The 15,121-nt window shown below is 68.3% G+C and carries 14 protein-coding genes; 1 reads left to right on the top strand and 13 read right to left on the bottom strand.

What is annotated here, in order from left to right; translation table 11 throughout:
- Nucleotides 1-260 precede the first annotated feature (260 nt).
- The 7 genes from ACFWUP_RS01090 to ACFWUP_RS01060 form a co-directional block, all read right to left on the bottom strand.
- Entirely contained in the window at nt 261-989 is a 729-nt protein-coding gene (locus ACFWUP_RS01090; protein ID WP_379229612.1) for an IclR family transcriptional regulator, read from the bottom strand.
- A gap of 96 nt (nt 990-1,085) precedes the next feature.
- Nucleotides 1,086-1,241 (bottom strand): hypothetical protein, encoded by a 156-nt coding sequence (locus ACFWUP_RS01085; RefSeq protein WP_379230970.1) that lies wholly within the window; start codon nt 1,239-1,241, stop codon nt 1,086-1,088.
- Nucleotides 1,242-1,263: 22 nt separating this feature from the next.
- The gene (locus ACFWUP_RS01080) at nt 1,264-2,436 is read right to left on the bottom strand and encodes a peptide synthetase (protein ID WP_379229611.1); all 1,173 of its coding nucleotides are present in this window, start codon (nt 2,434-2,436) and stop codon (nt 1,264-1,266) included.
- 48 nt (nt 2,437-2,484) lie between these two features.
- On the bottom strand, nt 2,485-3,528 hold the full coding sequence (locus ACFWUP_RS01075; protein ID WP_379229610.1) for an NAD-dependent epimerase/dehydratase family protein: 1,044 nt from the start codon (nt 3,526-3,528) through the stop codon (nt 2,485-2,487).
- On the bottom strand, nt 3,525-5,183 hold the full coding sequence (locus tag ACFWUP_RS01070; protein ID WP_379229609.1) for a fatty acid CoA ligase family protein: 1,659 nt from the start codon (nt 5,181-5,183) through the stop codon (nt 3,525-3,527). Before ACFWUP_RS01070 ends, ACFWUP_RS01075 begins: the two co-directional genes overlap by 4 nt.
- Nucleotides 5,180-6,076, bottom strand: coding sequence for a hypothetical protein (locus ACFWUP_RS01065; protein ID WP_379229608.1), 897 nt, complete (start codon nt 6,074-6,076; stop codon nt 5,180-5,182). Before ACFWUP_RS01065 ends, ACFWUP_RS01070 begins: the two co-directional genes overlap by 4 nt.
- A 64-nt stretch (nt 6,077-6,140) precedes the next feature.
- The gene (locus ACFWUP_RS01060; RefSeq protein WP_379229607.1) at nt 6,141-7,190 is read right to left on the bottom strand and encodes a 3-oxoacyl-ACP synthase III family protein; all 1,050 of its coding nucleotides are present in this window, start codon (nt 7,188-7,190) and stop codon (nt 6,141-6,143) included.
- Between the two features lie 578 nt (nt 7,191-7,768).
- Between ACFWUP_RS01060 and ACFWUP_RS01055 the strand changes: the two genes are divergently transcribed.
- A complete protein-coding gene (locus tag ACFWUP_RS01055; protein ID WP_379229606.1) occupies nt 7,769-8,167 on the top strand; it encodes a DUF779 domain-containing protein in 399 nt (132 codons plus the stop codon).
- A 1-nt stretch (nt 8,168) separates the two neighbouring features.
- On the opposite strand, the gene ACFWUP_RS01050 is transcribed toward ACFWUP_RS01055, so the two are convergent.
- From ACFWUP_RS01050 to ACFWUP_RS01025, 6 genes are all read right to left on the bottom strand, one after another.
- Complete coding sequence (locus ACFWUP_RS01050; protein WP_379229605.1) at nt 8,169-9,554, bottom strand: hypothetical protein; 1,386 nt, start codon at nt 9,552-9,554, stop codon at nt 8,169-8,171.
- Between the two features lie 14 nt (nt 9,555-9,568).
- Nucleotides 9,569-10,411, bottom strand: a complete 843-nt coding sequence (locus tag ACFWUP_RS01045; protein ID WP_379229604.1) for an ABC transporter permease — start codon at nt 10,409-10,411, stop codon at nt 9,569-9,571.
- Nucleotides 10,408-11,361, bottom strand: a complete 954-nt coding sequence (locus ACFWUP_RS01040) for an ATP-binding cassette domain-containing protein (protein ID WP_379229603.1) — start codon at nt 11,359-11,361, stop codon at nt 10,408-10,410. The genes ACFWUP_RS01045 and ACFWUP_RS01040 overlap by 4 nt, the downstream gene beginning before the upstream one ends.
- A complete protein-coding gene (locus ACFWUP_RS01035) occupies nt 11,358-12,614 on the bottom strand; it encodes a glycosyltransferase (protein ID WP_379229602.1) in 1,257 nt (418 codons plus the stop codon). The genes ACFWUP_RS01040 and ACFWUP_RS01035 overlap by 4 nt, the downstream gene beginning before the upstream one ends.
- Nucleotides 12,615-12,616: 2 nt before the next feature.
- Nucleotides 12,617-14,035 carry a condensation domain-containing protein gene (locus tag ACFWUP_RS01030; protein WP_379229601.1) on the bottom strand — a complete coding sequence of 473 codons (1,419 nt, stop codon included), beginning with the start codon at nt 14,033-14,035 and terminating at the stop codon, nt 12,617-12,619.
- Between the two features lie 352 nt (nt 14,036-14,387).
- Nucleotides 14,388-15,062, bottom strand: coding sequence for a TVP38/TMEM64 family protein (locus tag ACFWUP_RS01025; protein WP_379229600.1), 675 nt, complete (start codon nt 15,060-15,062; stop codon nt 14,388-14,390).
- Between the last annotated feature and the right edge of the window lie 59 nt (nt 15,063-15,121).

The following is a 15,121-nucleotide window of genomic DNA, read 5'->3' as shown; positions in this document are numbered from 1 at the left end:
TGCGCACGCCGCGACAATCCGCATGCGAAGGGCGGATCAGAAAGTGGGGTTCGGCGACGGAGGGAATGTCGTCGCTATTTCAGCTGCGACAGGATCCGGGGGACAGGCGCATCAAGTCCACCGTTCGACGGCGGACGAGCGCGGGGGATTCCATCATGGCGAGACTTTCGGTGGGGTGCGACATCATTGTGATGTGGCCTCGAATTACATAGTGCGCCTGGGGATATCGGCTCGGCAATACTGTTTCCACATCGTGAAAATCAGGCTGCGCCGAATCCGTCACCAGCGGCGGCGGTGTGAAAATACGGACCGATGCGTACCGCGATCTGGTGCATGGCGGGAATGACGGCGCGCACCAGATCCTGATCCAGGCGCACGGCGCGCGCCTGCACGCCGAGCGCGCCCCACACCTGCTTGTCGGGTCCGAGTACCGGGACCGCGATCGCGCGGATCGGTTCGTCGCTGTCGATCTCCTCGACGGCGAACCCACGGCGACGGACGGTGTCGAACAGCGCGCCGTCGGCGGCGGTGGTGTGGGCGAGCAAGGCGTGCCCGACCGCACTGGAACGCAACGGTCTGCGCTCCTGCGGAATCTGGTTGTGGCAGAAGTGAATCGGTGGTCTGGCCTGGAAGAGCGTGAGCGCCTCGTCGGCATCGGGGACGCTGAGGCTGACGGTGATCTTGATGCCCGCCGCCAGCGCGTACAAGTGGGGTGCGGCGGCGTCAAGGCCGAGTCGCGACAGAGCGGGGCGCGCCAGGCACGCCAGGCCGTGCCCGATCCGGTAGCGATCCGTCGCGGGATCCTGCTCGAGCAACCGGCCACGCACCAGCGCCTGGGCCAGCCGGAACGTGGTGCTCACCGGGTACCCCGCGCGCTGGGCGAGCTCGCTGAGCGACAGTTCCGGGTCGCCACCCTGGAAGCAGTTCAGTACGTAGACGGCACGGTCGACGGCCTGCGCGCCGGAACGGGGTGGTTCGGTGCCGGTCATGGTGGCCTCCTGCTCGACGACGTGTCGAGAACTATGGCCACCCGCGCCCGTGCGCACAATGATTGTGCGCACGGGTGAGCGAAAAGTGCAGGTGCGTCAGTCGGCGTCGGTCGGCTCGACCGGACCGGACACGCGGATCACGCCGGCGTCCAGGTCGAGGTCGATGCGGGGTTCGTGGTTTTGGCCGTCGCTGTCGCCGCTGCCCTCGTTCTGCAGCTTCTTGCTCGGAAACATTTCGCCCATGATGCCCACGCCTCCACGATAGTCGCGGTCGCTACTCGGGGTGTTCGAGCAGGTCGACGAGGCGGTCGAGGAGTGCTTCCAGGCGGGGTTCGATGCCTGCGCCGTTGCGTGCGGACACCGTGAGCTCGGTGTGGGCGTCGAATTCGGTCAGGCCGAACAGCAGGGGCATGGCGACGCTGTGCTGGGGCAGGACGAACAGTCCGGTCGGGCGGAAGCCGGGGACCGCGAGTTCCTCGGTGGTGAAGCGGCCCATGTGCGAGACCGTGGCCGAGGCGAGATTGCGGCCGAAGCGGGCGCCGAGCCAGTTCGTGGTGCGCAGCACGCCCCGGTTGACCACGTCGGGGACGAGCGCGACCCGGGTGTTGGCGAGTTGGTTGAGCTCGCGACGGTCGTGAAGTCCCGCTTTGATCTGGTCCTTGACCGAGGTCCAGTCGCTGCCGGGTTCGATATCGAGGAACAGGGGTAGTGCGAGGTTCGCGGTGGAGCGCAGCGTGGGGTCGTGGCGGCGCAGGTCGACGGGCATCATGATGCGCGAGGTGCCAGGGGTCTCGGCGGCCAGTAGCGCGCAGACCCGGGCCAACGCGCCGGGTCCCGCGGCTTCGACGCGGCGGTGACGGAGCAGGTGGGGTGCGAGGTCGCGGCGCTGCCTGCCCCGACCGACGGCGGTGCGGTAGCGCGGTACCAGTGGGGTGGGTCTGCCGGGTGCGCCCACCTTCGCGACGAGTTCCTGGTCAGCGACCGGATCGGAGTAGGGAACCGGGTCCTCGCCGCGCAGTGCGCGCAGCACGTTCGTCGCCCAGGCCACCATGCCGATGCCGTCCATCACGCCGTGGAAGACGCGGAAGATCAGCGTCGTCGGCGCACCGGTGAGCAGTAGGACCTCGACGGTGGTGTCGGGTGTCGGTCCGATCGCGCTGGTGAGGACGGGGTCGGTCTCGAGGGCGGGATAGCTCAGACGGTGGTCGAGCACGCGTACGGCCGGTGTGATGCCGCTATCGATCCACTCGGTGCCGTGGCGGCGCAGTCGCGCGCCGGGGGTGGCCGCGGCGGCGGTGCTTACCGCTGTGCGCAATGCCTCCGGGTCGATGTTGCCCTCACCGGGAACCACGAGTTGCATGAGGAAGGGTGGGGCCAGCTCCCGCATCGGGAAGTACATCCGCTCGGTGGTGGTCACCGGGCGACGAAATACCTTGGGGCCGTTCATATCAGGACTCCTGGGATGCGTCACTGTCGACAACGGTTGGGCGCGTGATTACCGCAGGTCTTGGGCGAGAACCTCGATGCCGCCCTGGTCCCGAAGCCAGGCCAGGAATTCGGTGAGGCCGGTGTCGCGGTCGATGACGGGTGCGTAGCCGAGATCGCGGCGGGCCGCGCTCGTGTCATAGGTGGCGGTGCGGGTCATCAACGCGACCGCGTAGCGCGACAGGGGCGGCGACCAACGATTCGCCACAGCCGGTATGCGCCAGACGGTTTCGATCGTCGCGACCACCGCGGCGAGCACCCGGGGATTCGGTTGTCGCGTCGGTGCCGCGAATCCCAGCCGAGTGGCGACCTCGCCGAGAAATCCCCAGACATCGGTCTTCTCGGCGTCGGCGATGAAGTAGGCCTTGCCGCCCACCGCATCCGAGGTCAAGGCCAGCAGGCAGGCGTGCACGATATTGCCCACGTGGCACAGTGAGGCCTCGATGGTGCGCCCGTAGGACAGGTCGGGCAGCGCGCCGGTGGCCGTGCGGTCGAGCAGTCGAACGATCGGCCCGGAGCGGTCGCCTGCGCCCCAGATGGCCCGCGGACGCAATGCCACCGTGGTGAATCCCGGTGTGTCAGCGGCGAGTACGGCACGCTCGGCCGCGGCCTTGGTTTCGGAGTAGTGGTTGAGGTAGCTGCTCGGATACGGCAGTGACTCGTTCACGTCGACCTGGTCGCCACCGTCGCGCGCCATCAGGGCGCTCGGGCTGGAGATGAAGACGAACCGGCGCGCGCCACCGCGTCGCGCCGCGTCGAGGAGCAGTTCGGTGGCACGCACGTTCTCGGTCCAGAAACGCTCCCTGGTACCGCGTTCGTCGACCCGCGCGGCGCTGTGGATCACCGCGTCCATCCCCTGGGCGGCGTCGCTGAGTGAGGCGGCGTCGGCCAGATCGCCGTAGACCACCGTGACGTGCTCCACGGCGGGGCCGAGATCGTCGAGAACGCTGGTGCGGCGCACCAGGATCGAGACCTCGTGGCTGCCCTCGGCGACCAGCGCGCGCACGATGGCGCCGCCGAGGAATCCGGAGGCACCGGTGACCAGGATCTTCATCGTCGCGAGTCCAGTCTCTTCGTGGCCCAGCGGGCGAGTTGTTCGCGGCCGATCTTGGCATTGTGCCGGATATCGACGGGGAAGCGGGGGTGCACGAGGAACTCCGCGATCGGCGCGACAGTGCCGAATTCGGCAGCGCGCGTGCGCAATCGAGTGAGTACGGCCACCGCGTCGGCTCCGGGTGCGAGCTCCACGCACAGGACCGGCCGCTGCGCGCCGGGGGTACCTACCCCGACGAGTGCTGTGCGCGCGACCCCGCTCACCGCATTGAAGACCTGTTCGACCTGCACGGTGAACATCGGCCCGAGTGTGGTGATGATCCGTTGACTCTTGCGCCCGCAGAACCAGATTCGGCCCTGCTCGTCGAGCCGGCCCAGATCGCCGGTGCGATGCCAGATCTGCTCGCCGTCGGTGATCTTGCCCGCCGTGTTGGCGTGCGCGGGCCAGTAGTAGCGGGTGCTCACATTCGGGCCCGCCACTACGATCTCACCGACCTCGCCTGCGCCGGGTTGCACGGCGTCGTCCCAGGTGGCGACCGGTACGTCGGTGATGGCGAGCAGTCGGACCCGCACGCGGTCGGTAGGGCGACCGATGCAGGTGCCCTCGCCGCGCTTGGCCCGTTCGACCAAACCGCCGAGCAACTCCCGCGATTCGATCGTCGACATGGGCAGTGCCTCGGTCGAGCCGTAGCCCGCGTAGATCTCGACGCCGGGGTGCAGGACGTCGCGCAAACCGGCGATGCACCAGTGCGGAACGGGCGCGCCACCGGAGAAGATGCTCGTCAGGGATTTCAGCTCGACCGGATCCTCGCGCAACCATTCCAGGAGAGGAATGAGGACCGCGGGCGAAGCGAACATGGTGCGCACACCGAAACGCTGGATCGCATCGACCACATGGGCCGGATCGGTGGCGCCGACCTTGCTCGGAATCAGCGGCGGCAGTACGCATCTCGACCCGAGCAGTAGGTCGAGGACGCCGACCAGCGGCAGCGTCACGAGGGAGGTGTCCGGTGGTGTGTGCCCGCGGGCCGCGTGCACCTGCTCGACCATGGCGGCGAGATTGCCGTGGGTCAGTTCGACGGCCTTGGCGGGACCGGTGCTGCCCGTGGTGAACGCGATGATCAGCACCTCGCCCGGCTCGGCGGGCGCGCGCACGGGCAACGCGCCGACCGGGGTGCGGCGCCACGAATCCAGGGTCGGTCCACCCCAGAACCACCTGCGCCCCACCGTGAGCGTGGTGCGCACCCGCCGGAAACTGCGCGGGAAGAGCACCCGAAGGGCATGCGCCTGCGGGATGCCGATGAACGCCTCCGCTTCGACCGCGCGTAGGCAGTGCACCATGCGGCGCACGCCCATCCCCGGATCGATCACCACGGGCACGGCGCCGATCTTCAACAGCGCGAACAGGATCGCGTACAACTCCGGGCTCGGCAGCACCAGCACGATCGTGCGGGTGCCACTGCCGACGCCGGCGTCGGTGAGGTGTTCGGCGATGGCGTCGGACCAGCGGTCGAGGTCACGGTAGGTGATGTGGTGGTAGTCGGGGAGCCCCTCGGCGGTGATGCCGTCGGGGTAGATGACCGCCTCGCGGTCGGGCTCCTCACCGGCGAGCGCCCGGAACTGGTCGATAGTCTGCCAGTAGGTCGGCGTTGTCACGCGGTGGGCTCCGGGAGTCGGTACAGCGTCGCGGCAGCGGACGGGCCCGCGCCCGCCGCGACGAACAGCACGTGGGTGTAGCCGGCGAGCGTGCCCTCGGCGACCGCGCGGGCATAGGCCAGCGGCAGTGTGGCGGTGTGCGGGTCGCCGTCGGACAGATCGGGCACCCGCACCGCGTCCTGGTCGATACCCAGTGCGTCGGCGAGTCGCTTCGGGAACTGCGGGCTCGGCGTGGACGCGATCAGCGCGACGAAGGCGTCCTCGAAATCGGCGAGCGCGGCGTGGGCGACTTCGGTTGCCACCGTGAGGATTCGGTCCTCGAAGTCGGGGTCGCGCTCGACGGTCATGAGAGTTCGGCCGACGGTACCCATGGTGGCGGTGTCGACGTAGGCCTGGCCTGCGGGGGCGCCGGGGGCGGTCGCGGTGTGCACCGGGCCGAAGCCCTCGGGGCCGTCGACCTGCTCGAGCAACAGCGCGGCACCGGAAGTGGCATAAGGGAATTCGTCGTCGGCGCGCGACCTGGTCATCGATGGATGGGTGTCGCCCGCCACGATCAGGACGTGTTTGGTACTCGCGGTTGCCAGCACCGAGCCCGCCACCTGCACCGCGTTGACGACGCCGACCGCGCCGTTCATCAGATCGAAGGAGAAGGTCCGCGGATCTGTCTTGGTGTAGTCAAGGCCGATGCCCGCCGCCTTCTGGATCAGTGCGGACACCGCCGGTTCGACGGTGTTGGAGTCGCGGAAGACACCGGTATTGATGAGGACGCCGACCTGGTCGGGGCGGACACCGGCCTGCTCGAGGCTTTGCGCGGCGGCGCGACCGCTGTGCGCTACGACGCTGTGAGTGTCGGTAGACCTGCTGGTTCCGGTGGAGCGGATACGGATACCCATACGAACCTCAGAACTTCGTAGCGGAGACGTTGGCGGATCGGACAACTGTGCCCATGGGCGAACCTCAGACCTTCAGGGAGGAGATGGTGGTGGACAGGAAGCCGGCGACGACGCCCGAGGCGGCCGGGACCAGGAGCAGCTTCGATCCTGCCGCGATGTTGTCGTCGGCGAGCTGGTCGTGCAGCACGAGGAAATGCGAAGTGGTCGAAGTGTTTCCGTACTTCTCGATCACATTGAGGTCAGGGGGCATCTCCGCACCGAACTCGCGGGCGGCGACTGCGTTCATGTACGGCACGGCGGCGGCACCGAACTGGTGATGGATGACGTAGTCGAACTGCTCGCCCGCGAAGTCGCGGCCCTGCTTTTCGAGGAAGTCGCCCTGGGCGTCGGGCCACAGCAGGAACCGGGCTTCGTTGTGCATCTTGCGGTTGTCGGTGTAGAGCGCGACACCCGGCGACTTGTCGCTCGGCATGCCGAGGCACAGGTGCGAATGCTCTGCGGCGGTGAACAATTCGATGTAGTGGATCTTGTCGGCGTCGTCGACTGCCTGGTCGAGCACGATCGCGCACCCGGAGTCACCGACCGACAGCGAGGCGAACTGCAGATCGTATTTCTCGGAGATCTCGTTCACCGCGGTCTCGGCGATGGGGGTGATCGCCTCACCGCTGACCACCATGCCGTTGCGCACCATCCCCGAGCGGATCATCCGGTCGAGAATGTAAGTGCCGGTGAGCATTCCGGCGCAGGCATTGGAGACGTCGAAGGTGATGGCCTGCTCGGCGCCGAGGATCTTGGCGATCGTCGACGCGAACGACGGCTCCATGTAGATGCGGGTGCCGTCGTTGCTGCGGGTGATCGAACAGGAGATGATCACGTCCAGTTCGCCCGGCGCGTAGCGTGAACGGCTCAGACAGTCCCGCGCGGCGTGCACGGCGAGGGTGAACGAGTCCTCGATCGACTCGGGGCCGGTGTCGCGGACACGGCGTTCTTTCACGCCGGTGATGCGTTCCAGATCGAAAGTCGGCGGCGTTTTCAGCCGGGAGATCAATTCGGCGGTGGTCAGGATGTTCGACGGAAGATATGCCCCGATGGATTCGAAACGCGAATGCGACACGTGAGCTCCCGGATGCGGTCGAAGAATGGTGTTCCGGACGACTCGCGGTCGCCGGTGGAATTGAACCTTACCGGTCACCGCGATGCATGAGAGGTAGTGATTCGGCGCACTATTCGGCGCGATTTCGTATGTGCGACACCGTGTTGCGGGAATATCGGCAATCACGGTCGGTGTCACAGATTGCCTGGACAAGGGGTTGTCGCCAGAGGGTGGCAATAGCCGGGCTATCGGCTGGATCGGCCTCGCGACAGTGGTGTCGTGTTGCAAATCGGTGCTCACACAGTGAGTGACCTCACGATCGCCGAGTCGGTCGAATATATCCGGGTGGTAGCCGTCTTGTTTTCGGAGCAGAATCGCCCTTCCTGAATTTGTCGCAGGAGGGCATCGAGACAGCCTTCACCGATGACTTTCGCGCACTCGAAAAATCACGGTAGGCGCCCGCTCACGGAAAAGAGAGCATCGGCTCGACCGGCATGAGCTTCGCAAGGTTGGCCCGGCACCAACCCTGGACCAACCTTGCGCAACCATAGTGTCCCCCGAGCACGTTCACCGTCGAGAACATTGCGAGGAGTACACCCATGGTTCGACAACCCCACGGCCGTAAGGCCGATCATCGACACCGTGCCGTCGAGGCGAGCGACGACGCACTCGATGTGCTGCGGCTGCTGCTCGAGATGCACGGCCCCGTAGTCCTGTACCTCGCGCCCGACGCCGATGGCTACACCCCGGTCTGCCTGCCGCTCAGGGACTTCCGGCCCGGCCCAGGCGACATCCTCGCCGGGCAGACCGCGTGGCACACCCAGCTGTGGATGGCGGAACGGTTCCACGTCGGCTTCGACGAGCTCGACGTCAGGATCGAGGTGCGCAACCGCCCGCCGCGCGACAGTGCCTCACTGGAGGCCGCGTGCGGATTCCGGTTCGCCCTGCACATCGAAAAGGCCGATGAGGCGGGCGAATACGTCGAGGAAGCGTCCTAGCTCACCAGAACCGCGGAGTCAGCCCCCAGTCGGCGAACTCGGCGGCCAAGAGCTCACGCAGCGCGGCGCGGGTGGGGAAACGGTCGGGGTCGCCGCCGGTGACCACGAGGGTCACGGTGTCGTCGTCGCAGGAGAAGGCGAGGTTGACGCCGACCTCCACCTGGCGGAACAACTCGACCGGGCCGGGATTGACCACCGGGCGCATGATGACGTCGCGTGCGCGGTGCGTACCGAGGACCGCGATGTTCTGCGCCGTGCGACCCATATTGGTGCACAAGCACTCCGGCGCCTTGGCGGTGCGCGCGAACTTGTGCAGCACCACCTTCGGCAACAGCATCTGCACCGGCTGCAGGTGCTGAATCGGCGGGATGGTCTCGGGATTGCGGTAGGCAAGGCCTGCCGCTTTGAGCGCGGCGCGGACCGCGGGCAGATCGGCGCGTTCGCCCGCGCGGTAGCCGACACTGATCGGCAGCCCCGTCGTGGCGTTGGCGCGCGGGTCGTCGGCCTCGCGCATCGAATGCGGAATGTCGACGCGGACCTCGGCGCCGTCGGCGATGCGGCCGGTGCGACCGAGCAGGCCGACGGCGACGCCGATCAGCAGGCCGTTGGTGGTGCCGCCGTGCGCGGCCGCGACGGCGTCCCATTCGGCGAGATCGAGCTGAACGATGGACTCGGCGGCCTGCCAGGTCTCGGCATGCGGCAAGCGTGGCTCGGCCGGACGAGGGTTGCGCGCCGGTTCGCTGACCCCGCGTGCCCGGCGAGCCGCGCGCACTCCGCGTGCCACCGCCCGCAACTGACCGCGCGCATCGGCCAGGTCGGCAACGAAACGCCTGGCGCCCGCCACGGGCCCGACGAGTCGGCCCGCGCTCGCCGAACGATCGGGTGACTCGCCACGGTTGAGCCGGTCCAGGGAATCGACGATCGCGTGCATCATGCCGCCGCCGTCACACGCGACGTGCGAGGCGACCAGCGTGACCACCGTGCCACCGGATTCGGTCGGCGCCCCCGCGAGCTGCCACACCAGTCCGCGTTTCGGATCGAATTCCACGGCGGCCTGCTCGAGAAACCAGTCGAGTACCTCGTGGTCGGGAATCGGGGTGTCCGACCAGCGCAGCGGCAGCGACACGGTGGCCGGCTCCCAGTGCGCGCGGGCGATCGGGAAACGGGTGGTGCGGACTCGGCGGGCGATGAACCCGGTTGCCAGATGCGCGTGCCACTCGGCGAGCAGGTCGCGGCCGAGCACGGCGTCGAAGCGGTAGGCCAGCTGGTTGACCAGGGCATTCGGGTACAGGCTGTGCAGTTTGAAGAACAGGTCGTCGTCGGCGGTGATCCGGTTGAGGCCGGTCGGTCCGGTGGCCACCGCGGCGGCGGGGGAGGTGATGGTCATCGACAGACTCCTGATCAGCGGTTACGAAGAGTGCGCACGGTCAACGGCGCGAAAACGGCCACCACGACCACCGAGGCGACCAGCGACCAGCAGGCATCGGCGCCGACGGTGCCCTCGGCGGCGAGGGTGCGCACCGCCGAGACCAGATACGACACCGGATTCAGGTCCGAAACGTGCCGCATCCAGGTGGGCATGGACTCCTCGGGCACCAGGGCATTGGAGGCGAAGCCGAGGAAGGTGAGCACCAGCATCGACATGCCCTGCACGGCGGCGGGGCGGGCGATGGTGGCGCCGATGAACGCGAACAGCCAGCTGATCGCGGTGGTCGCGAACACGACCAGCACCGCACCGGCCAGGAATCCGGCGGTGTGCTCGGGCCGGTAGCCCATGCAGAAACCGACGATCACCACGGTGGTCGCGGCGATCAGATAGCGCACGGCCCCGGCCAGCAATGCTCCGGCAACCGGGGCGGAGCGGGCAATCGGCATGGCGACGAAGCGGTCGAACACCCCCGAGTGGATGTCCTCGGACAGTTGCACGCCCGTCGCGACCGAGGAGGTGAGCACGATCTGCACCAGCACGCCCGGGATCATGATCGGCAGGTACGCCGTCATGCTGCCCGCGATGGCGGTGCCGAAGATGCTGCCGAAAAGCACCGGGCCGACGATCGGCAACAGAATCGCGTCGTAGAGCAACTGCGGGCTGTGCCGGAAGGTGAGCAGCCCACGCCACGCCATCATCAACGAATGCTGCAGCGCGGCAAGGGGACTCACGCGGGTCACGCGTGGCTTGCGCACCACCTGGGTCGGCTTCTCGGCGGTGAGAGTCACTGTCGGCCTTTCGCGGAGGGTGGTCATGCCGCGTCCACGGCGCGTGCGTGTCCGGTCAGCGACAGGAACACCTCGTTGAGATCGGGCCGGTCCACCGCGAATCCGCGCAGGGTGATGCCCTCGTCGCGACAGGCGGCGACGATATCGGCACCGCGCGTGACGTCGTGCAACGCGACCGTCAACGTCCCCGTCGGCGAACCCTCCGGCACTTCGCCGGTGATGTCCTGGATCAACGCCTCGGCCCTGCGCAGGTCGGCGGTGTCGGGAATGTCGAGGCGCAGCACCTGTTCGCCGATGGAGGACTTGAGTTCGGCGGGTGTCCCGTCGGCGACCAGGGTGCCTCGGTCGATGACCGCGATCCGGTCGGCGAGCGCGTCGGCCTCCTCGAGGTACTGGGTGGTGAGCAGCACGGTGGCGCCGCGCGCGACCAGGCCGCGCACGATGCCCCACATGCGGTCGCGGGTATGCGGATCCAGGCCCGTGGTCGGCTCGTCGAGGAAGATCAGCGGAGGCACCGTGATCAGCGTCGCGGCCAGGTCGAGGCGACGCCGCATGCCACCGGAGAACGCGCTGACACTGCGGCGCGCGACGGCCGAGAGCTCGAACTCCTCGAGAAGCTCGTCGGCACGGGCTGCGGCTTCGCGGCGCGAGAGGCCGAGCAGCCGACCGAACAGCCGCAAATTCTCCCCGGCGGTGAGGGTTTCGTCGACGGAGGCGTATTGGCCGGTGAGGCCGATCATCGAGCGCACCGCGGTCGCGTCGCGCACCACGTCGTAGCCGAACACCTCGGCGCTGCCCCGATCGGGTCGCAGCAGCGTCGCCAGCATCCGGACGGTGGTGGTCTTGCCCGCGCCGTTGGGGCCGAGCATCGCGAGCACCGACCCGGCCTCGATGCTGAGGTCGACGCTGCCGACGGCGGTGAAATCACCGTAGGACTTGCCGAGTCCGCTGGTGCGGACGGCGATCTCGGTACTCACAGTGGCCTCCCGGCATGGATGGGAACTTGCGTCGGGAAGGGCACGGGGACAAGGGATTCCACCTCGTCGACCGCACGCGCCACCCCGTTGTCGGCGAACGTTCTCGCATAGGCGGCTGTCCGTGACAGCACCGCCGGGTCGGCCACCCGGTCGAGCAGGGTGGTGAGTTCGGCCTCGGTGAGATCGGCGGCGCGCATGGTGCCCGCCAGACCGAGCCTCGCCAGCGCCCGGCCCCAGTACGGCTGGTCGGCTTGGATCGCGCAGATCACCTGCGGTACACCGGCTCTCAGTGCGGCCGCGGTGGTGCCGGCGCCACCGTGGTGCACGGCGGCCAGGCAACGCGGGAAGACCGCCGCGTGATCGACCTGATCGACGATCGCCATCCCGGGCGTCAGCACGGGTTCGATGCCCGCCCAGCCGGCGGCCAGCAGGAGTCGGCGCCCGCGACGCGCGCAGACCGTGCGCAAGGTCGCCACCAGGGCGGCCGGATCATCGACCGCCATCGAGCCGAAGCCGACATAGATCGGTGCCGAACCGGCATCGAGCCACGCGGCGAGTGCGGGATCGTCTGCGGCACTGAGGAATCCGTCGGCATCGACGGCGAACCCGGTCACCGGGTGCCGATCCGGCAGCTCTGTGGCCAACCCGGGAAACAGGTCGACGTCATAGGCCTGGATCGAAACCCGCGCGGGCAGAGCGTGTTCGACGATGCCGAACTCGGACAGCGGTTGTTCCAGCGCGGCATCGCGCGCCCACCGCAGACCCGACCAGATCCGCCGGTTGAGAGCCCCGGGCAGCCGGTCGCCCCACGCGGTGGGAACGACCGGCACCGACCGGTTCGGGTGGATCGGAAAGAAGTGCACTGCTGCCAGGGGTAAACCGACTCGCCGCGCCGCCTTGTCCGCCGCCTCCTCGCCCGCCATCCCGGTCACGATCACGTCGTGACCAGGAGCCAGCGCAAGAAGATCGCGCACCGCCTCGACAACCCCGCGCCGCTGCAGATCCAGCACCGCACGCACCCGCTGCCGCGGATTCGCGCTGCGGAAACGGTGGTCCTCGTGCTGGGTGCGCAGCAGTTCGGCGCTGTCGCGGCCGAAGCCGACGGCGGCGATGCCGTGCGCGGTGGCGAAGCCGACGAGATTGGGCGACAGCGCGAGCGTCACCGAGTGCCCGCGAGCCAGCAGCTCGCGGGCAAGGAGGATGCCGGGCTGGGCATCGCCCCTGCTCCCGGTGAAGGCCAGCAGCGCACGCATGTTCAGCCCGCGCTCAGTGCTGCCGCGGCATCGATGACCGGCGCGGTCGCGACCTCGGCCATGGTCACCGAGTACATGGCCCTGGCGAATTCGGTGAGGAAGCGCTCCATGACCTCGCCGGGCAGACCCGCGGGGTGACGGGTGGAGACATAGAGGCCGTCGGGGCCGCGCACGACCCAGAAGTAGACCTCCTCGGTGGAGTACGACACCGCACGCAGGGTGCGTCCGCGCAGGTCGGCGACCAGTTCGTAGTCGGGGAGCATGCGGATGTCGAGGAACGACGCACCGTAGGTGGGGCCCTCCACCGCGCCGACCATCGCCAGCGAACGTCCCCAGGAGGCGTCGTTGCACAGGTGGGCGCGCTTGAGCGAGGCGCGGGTCGCGTCCAGCGCGACGGTCATGTCCGCGCCCGCGGGCAGGGTGATGTCGACCGGCACCACATTGACGAACCAGCCCATCGACTCGAGCCAGGTGAGGTCGGGTCGGGTCGCGATCGGCATAACCGTGCGGAATCGGTTGTCGCCGAAGGTTTCCCGCGAGGCTATCGCCAGCGCGGCGAACACGGTCACCGACAGGCGGTGCTTCATCCGATCAAGCGCCGCCTCGACTTCCTCGAGCTGTTCGATGGTGAGCAGGGTGCGCGAGACGCTGGGCTGGGCGTGTTCACCGTCGAGGACGGTGACCTGATCCGCGGCGAAGCGGGGCATGGGAGAGCCCGGGGCGCCGAGGAATTCGCGCCACACGGCGACAGCGGGGGAGTCGGGGGCGAGCTCCTCGGCGGCCGCGCGCTCGATGACGGCGTAGTCGGCCGGGCTGCCGAAGGTGGCCGAGTCGCGGATCTCGCCGCCGGTGGTGACCGCGGTGTAAAGGGTGCGCAGCTCGAGAATGAGCACGGCCTGGGAGTAGGCGTCGAGCACCGAGTGATCGGCGCCGACCAGGACGGTGAAGTCGTCGGTGTCGTGGGCGACCGTGGACACCAGTAGATGCGGCCAGACCAGGCCCGACAGGCGCAATTCCATTGCATCGCAGAGGTATTCGTTGATCTCGTCACCGTCGAAGAGATCGGTGACCGGGGCGCCGGTGACGCGAACAGTGCCGGGGGTGGTGCTCACGCGGTGGTAACCGCCGTCGCTGGTGGGGACGGCGGTGGTGCGGAAACCCTCGTGGCGGTCGTGCCACAGCCGCAGCGTCGTGGCCCAGGCCTCGGGCTCGAGCGGGGCGTCCATTTCGAAGATGGTGCCGATCCAGCGGCCGCGACCGGGGCGGGCGTCATCGGGATCGAGGAAGCCCAGGTACTGCTCGTGGACGCTGGCCAGTGGGCGATCGTCGTCGCGCCAGGAGTCGGACGAGACGAGTTCGGGGGTCCAGATCGTCAGGTCGCCGCAGCGAATCCGGAATTCGGAGAGATGGGTGTATTCCATGCCGAGCACCTCATGAGGAATGCAAGCCGAGAAACGGCGCGAAGGATTCGGAGATCGCGGGCGCGACACCGGGTGTTGCTCTGGATCCCCGCACCGGATGTAGCTGGCGAACCCTGGGCTATTTGCGAGTCTATAACTCTGAGAGTTTTCTGAAATATTGCTTAGTCACAATTAAGGGGTGTGAAGAAGCTCACTTTCAGAATTGTCACGAATCACAACCTAGAGCACGTGCCCCTGGAGTAAGGGGGTTTTTGTTCAGATCAGGGCACTGAACTCGGTCAGCACCGTACCGTGCCGGACGACACCGGACAGACCGGGCAATTCGGTCGGCGGTGACCAGGCGCGCCGGTGGTCAGGGGGTGGCGGGCTCGGGCTCGGGAACCGCGGTGTCGACCGGCAAGCGCAGGTCGACGACCAGGCCGATCAGGCCGATCGACAGACAGACGGCCGAGACGGTGATCGCGATCGGGTGGCTGTCGCCCGCGAGGGAACCGGCGAGCACCACCGTCGAGATCGTGCCGGGTGCCGAACCGGCGACCGTCGCGGCCAGGTACGGGCCCACCCGCACCGACGACAGTCCGCAGCAGTAGTTGACGATCGAGAAGGGTGCCAGGGGGATCAATCGCAGGGCGGCCACCGCGAGCCAGCCGCGGCGGGCGAGCCGGTCGTCGACCGCCCGCACCGCCGGATGCGTGAGGTGTTCGGCGACCCGGGCGCGGCCCAGTGCGCGCACGCCGAGCAGGGCGGCGGTCGCGCTCACGGCGGTCGCTGCCATGGCGATGACCGAGCCGAGGATCGGACCGAACAGCACGCCGCTGGTCACGGTCAGCACGGTGCGGGGCACCGGAAAGACGGCGACCACCGCATAGAAGAGGAAGAAGAACAGCGGCAACAGCGGCCCGGCCCCACCGGCCCACTCGCGGATCTGCTGCGGGCCCGGCAGCGGCACCAGCATCGCCAGCACGAACAGCGCGGCGAGCCCGGCCAGGGTGATGAGCAGGCGCGGGGAGCGGATCAGGCGGGACACCCGGGTAAGCGTACCGGCCGGTAGGGGATGGCCCCAGTGAGCGGACACCCTGTCACAGA

Origin of the sequence: Nocardia sp. NPDC058658, from assembly GCF_042716665.1 — a bacterium.
Lineage (GTDB): Bacteria > Actinomycetota > Actinomycetes > Mycobacteriales > Mycobacteriaceae > Nocardia.
This window is presented reverse-complemented; position numbering and strand designations above follow the sequence as displayed.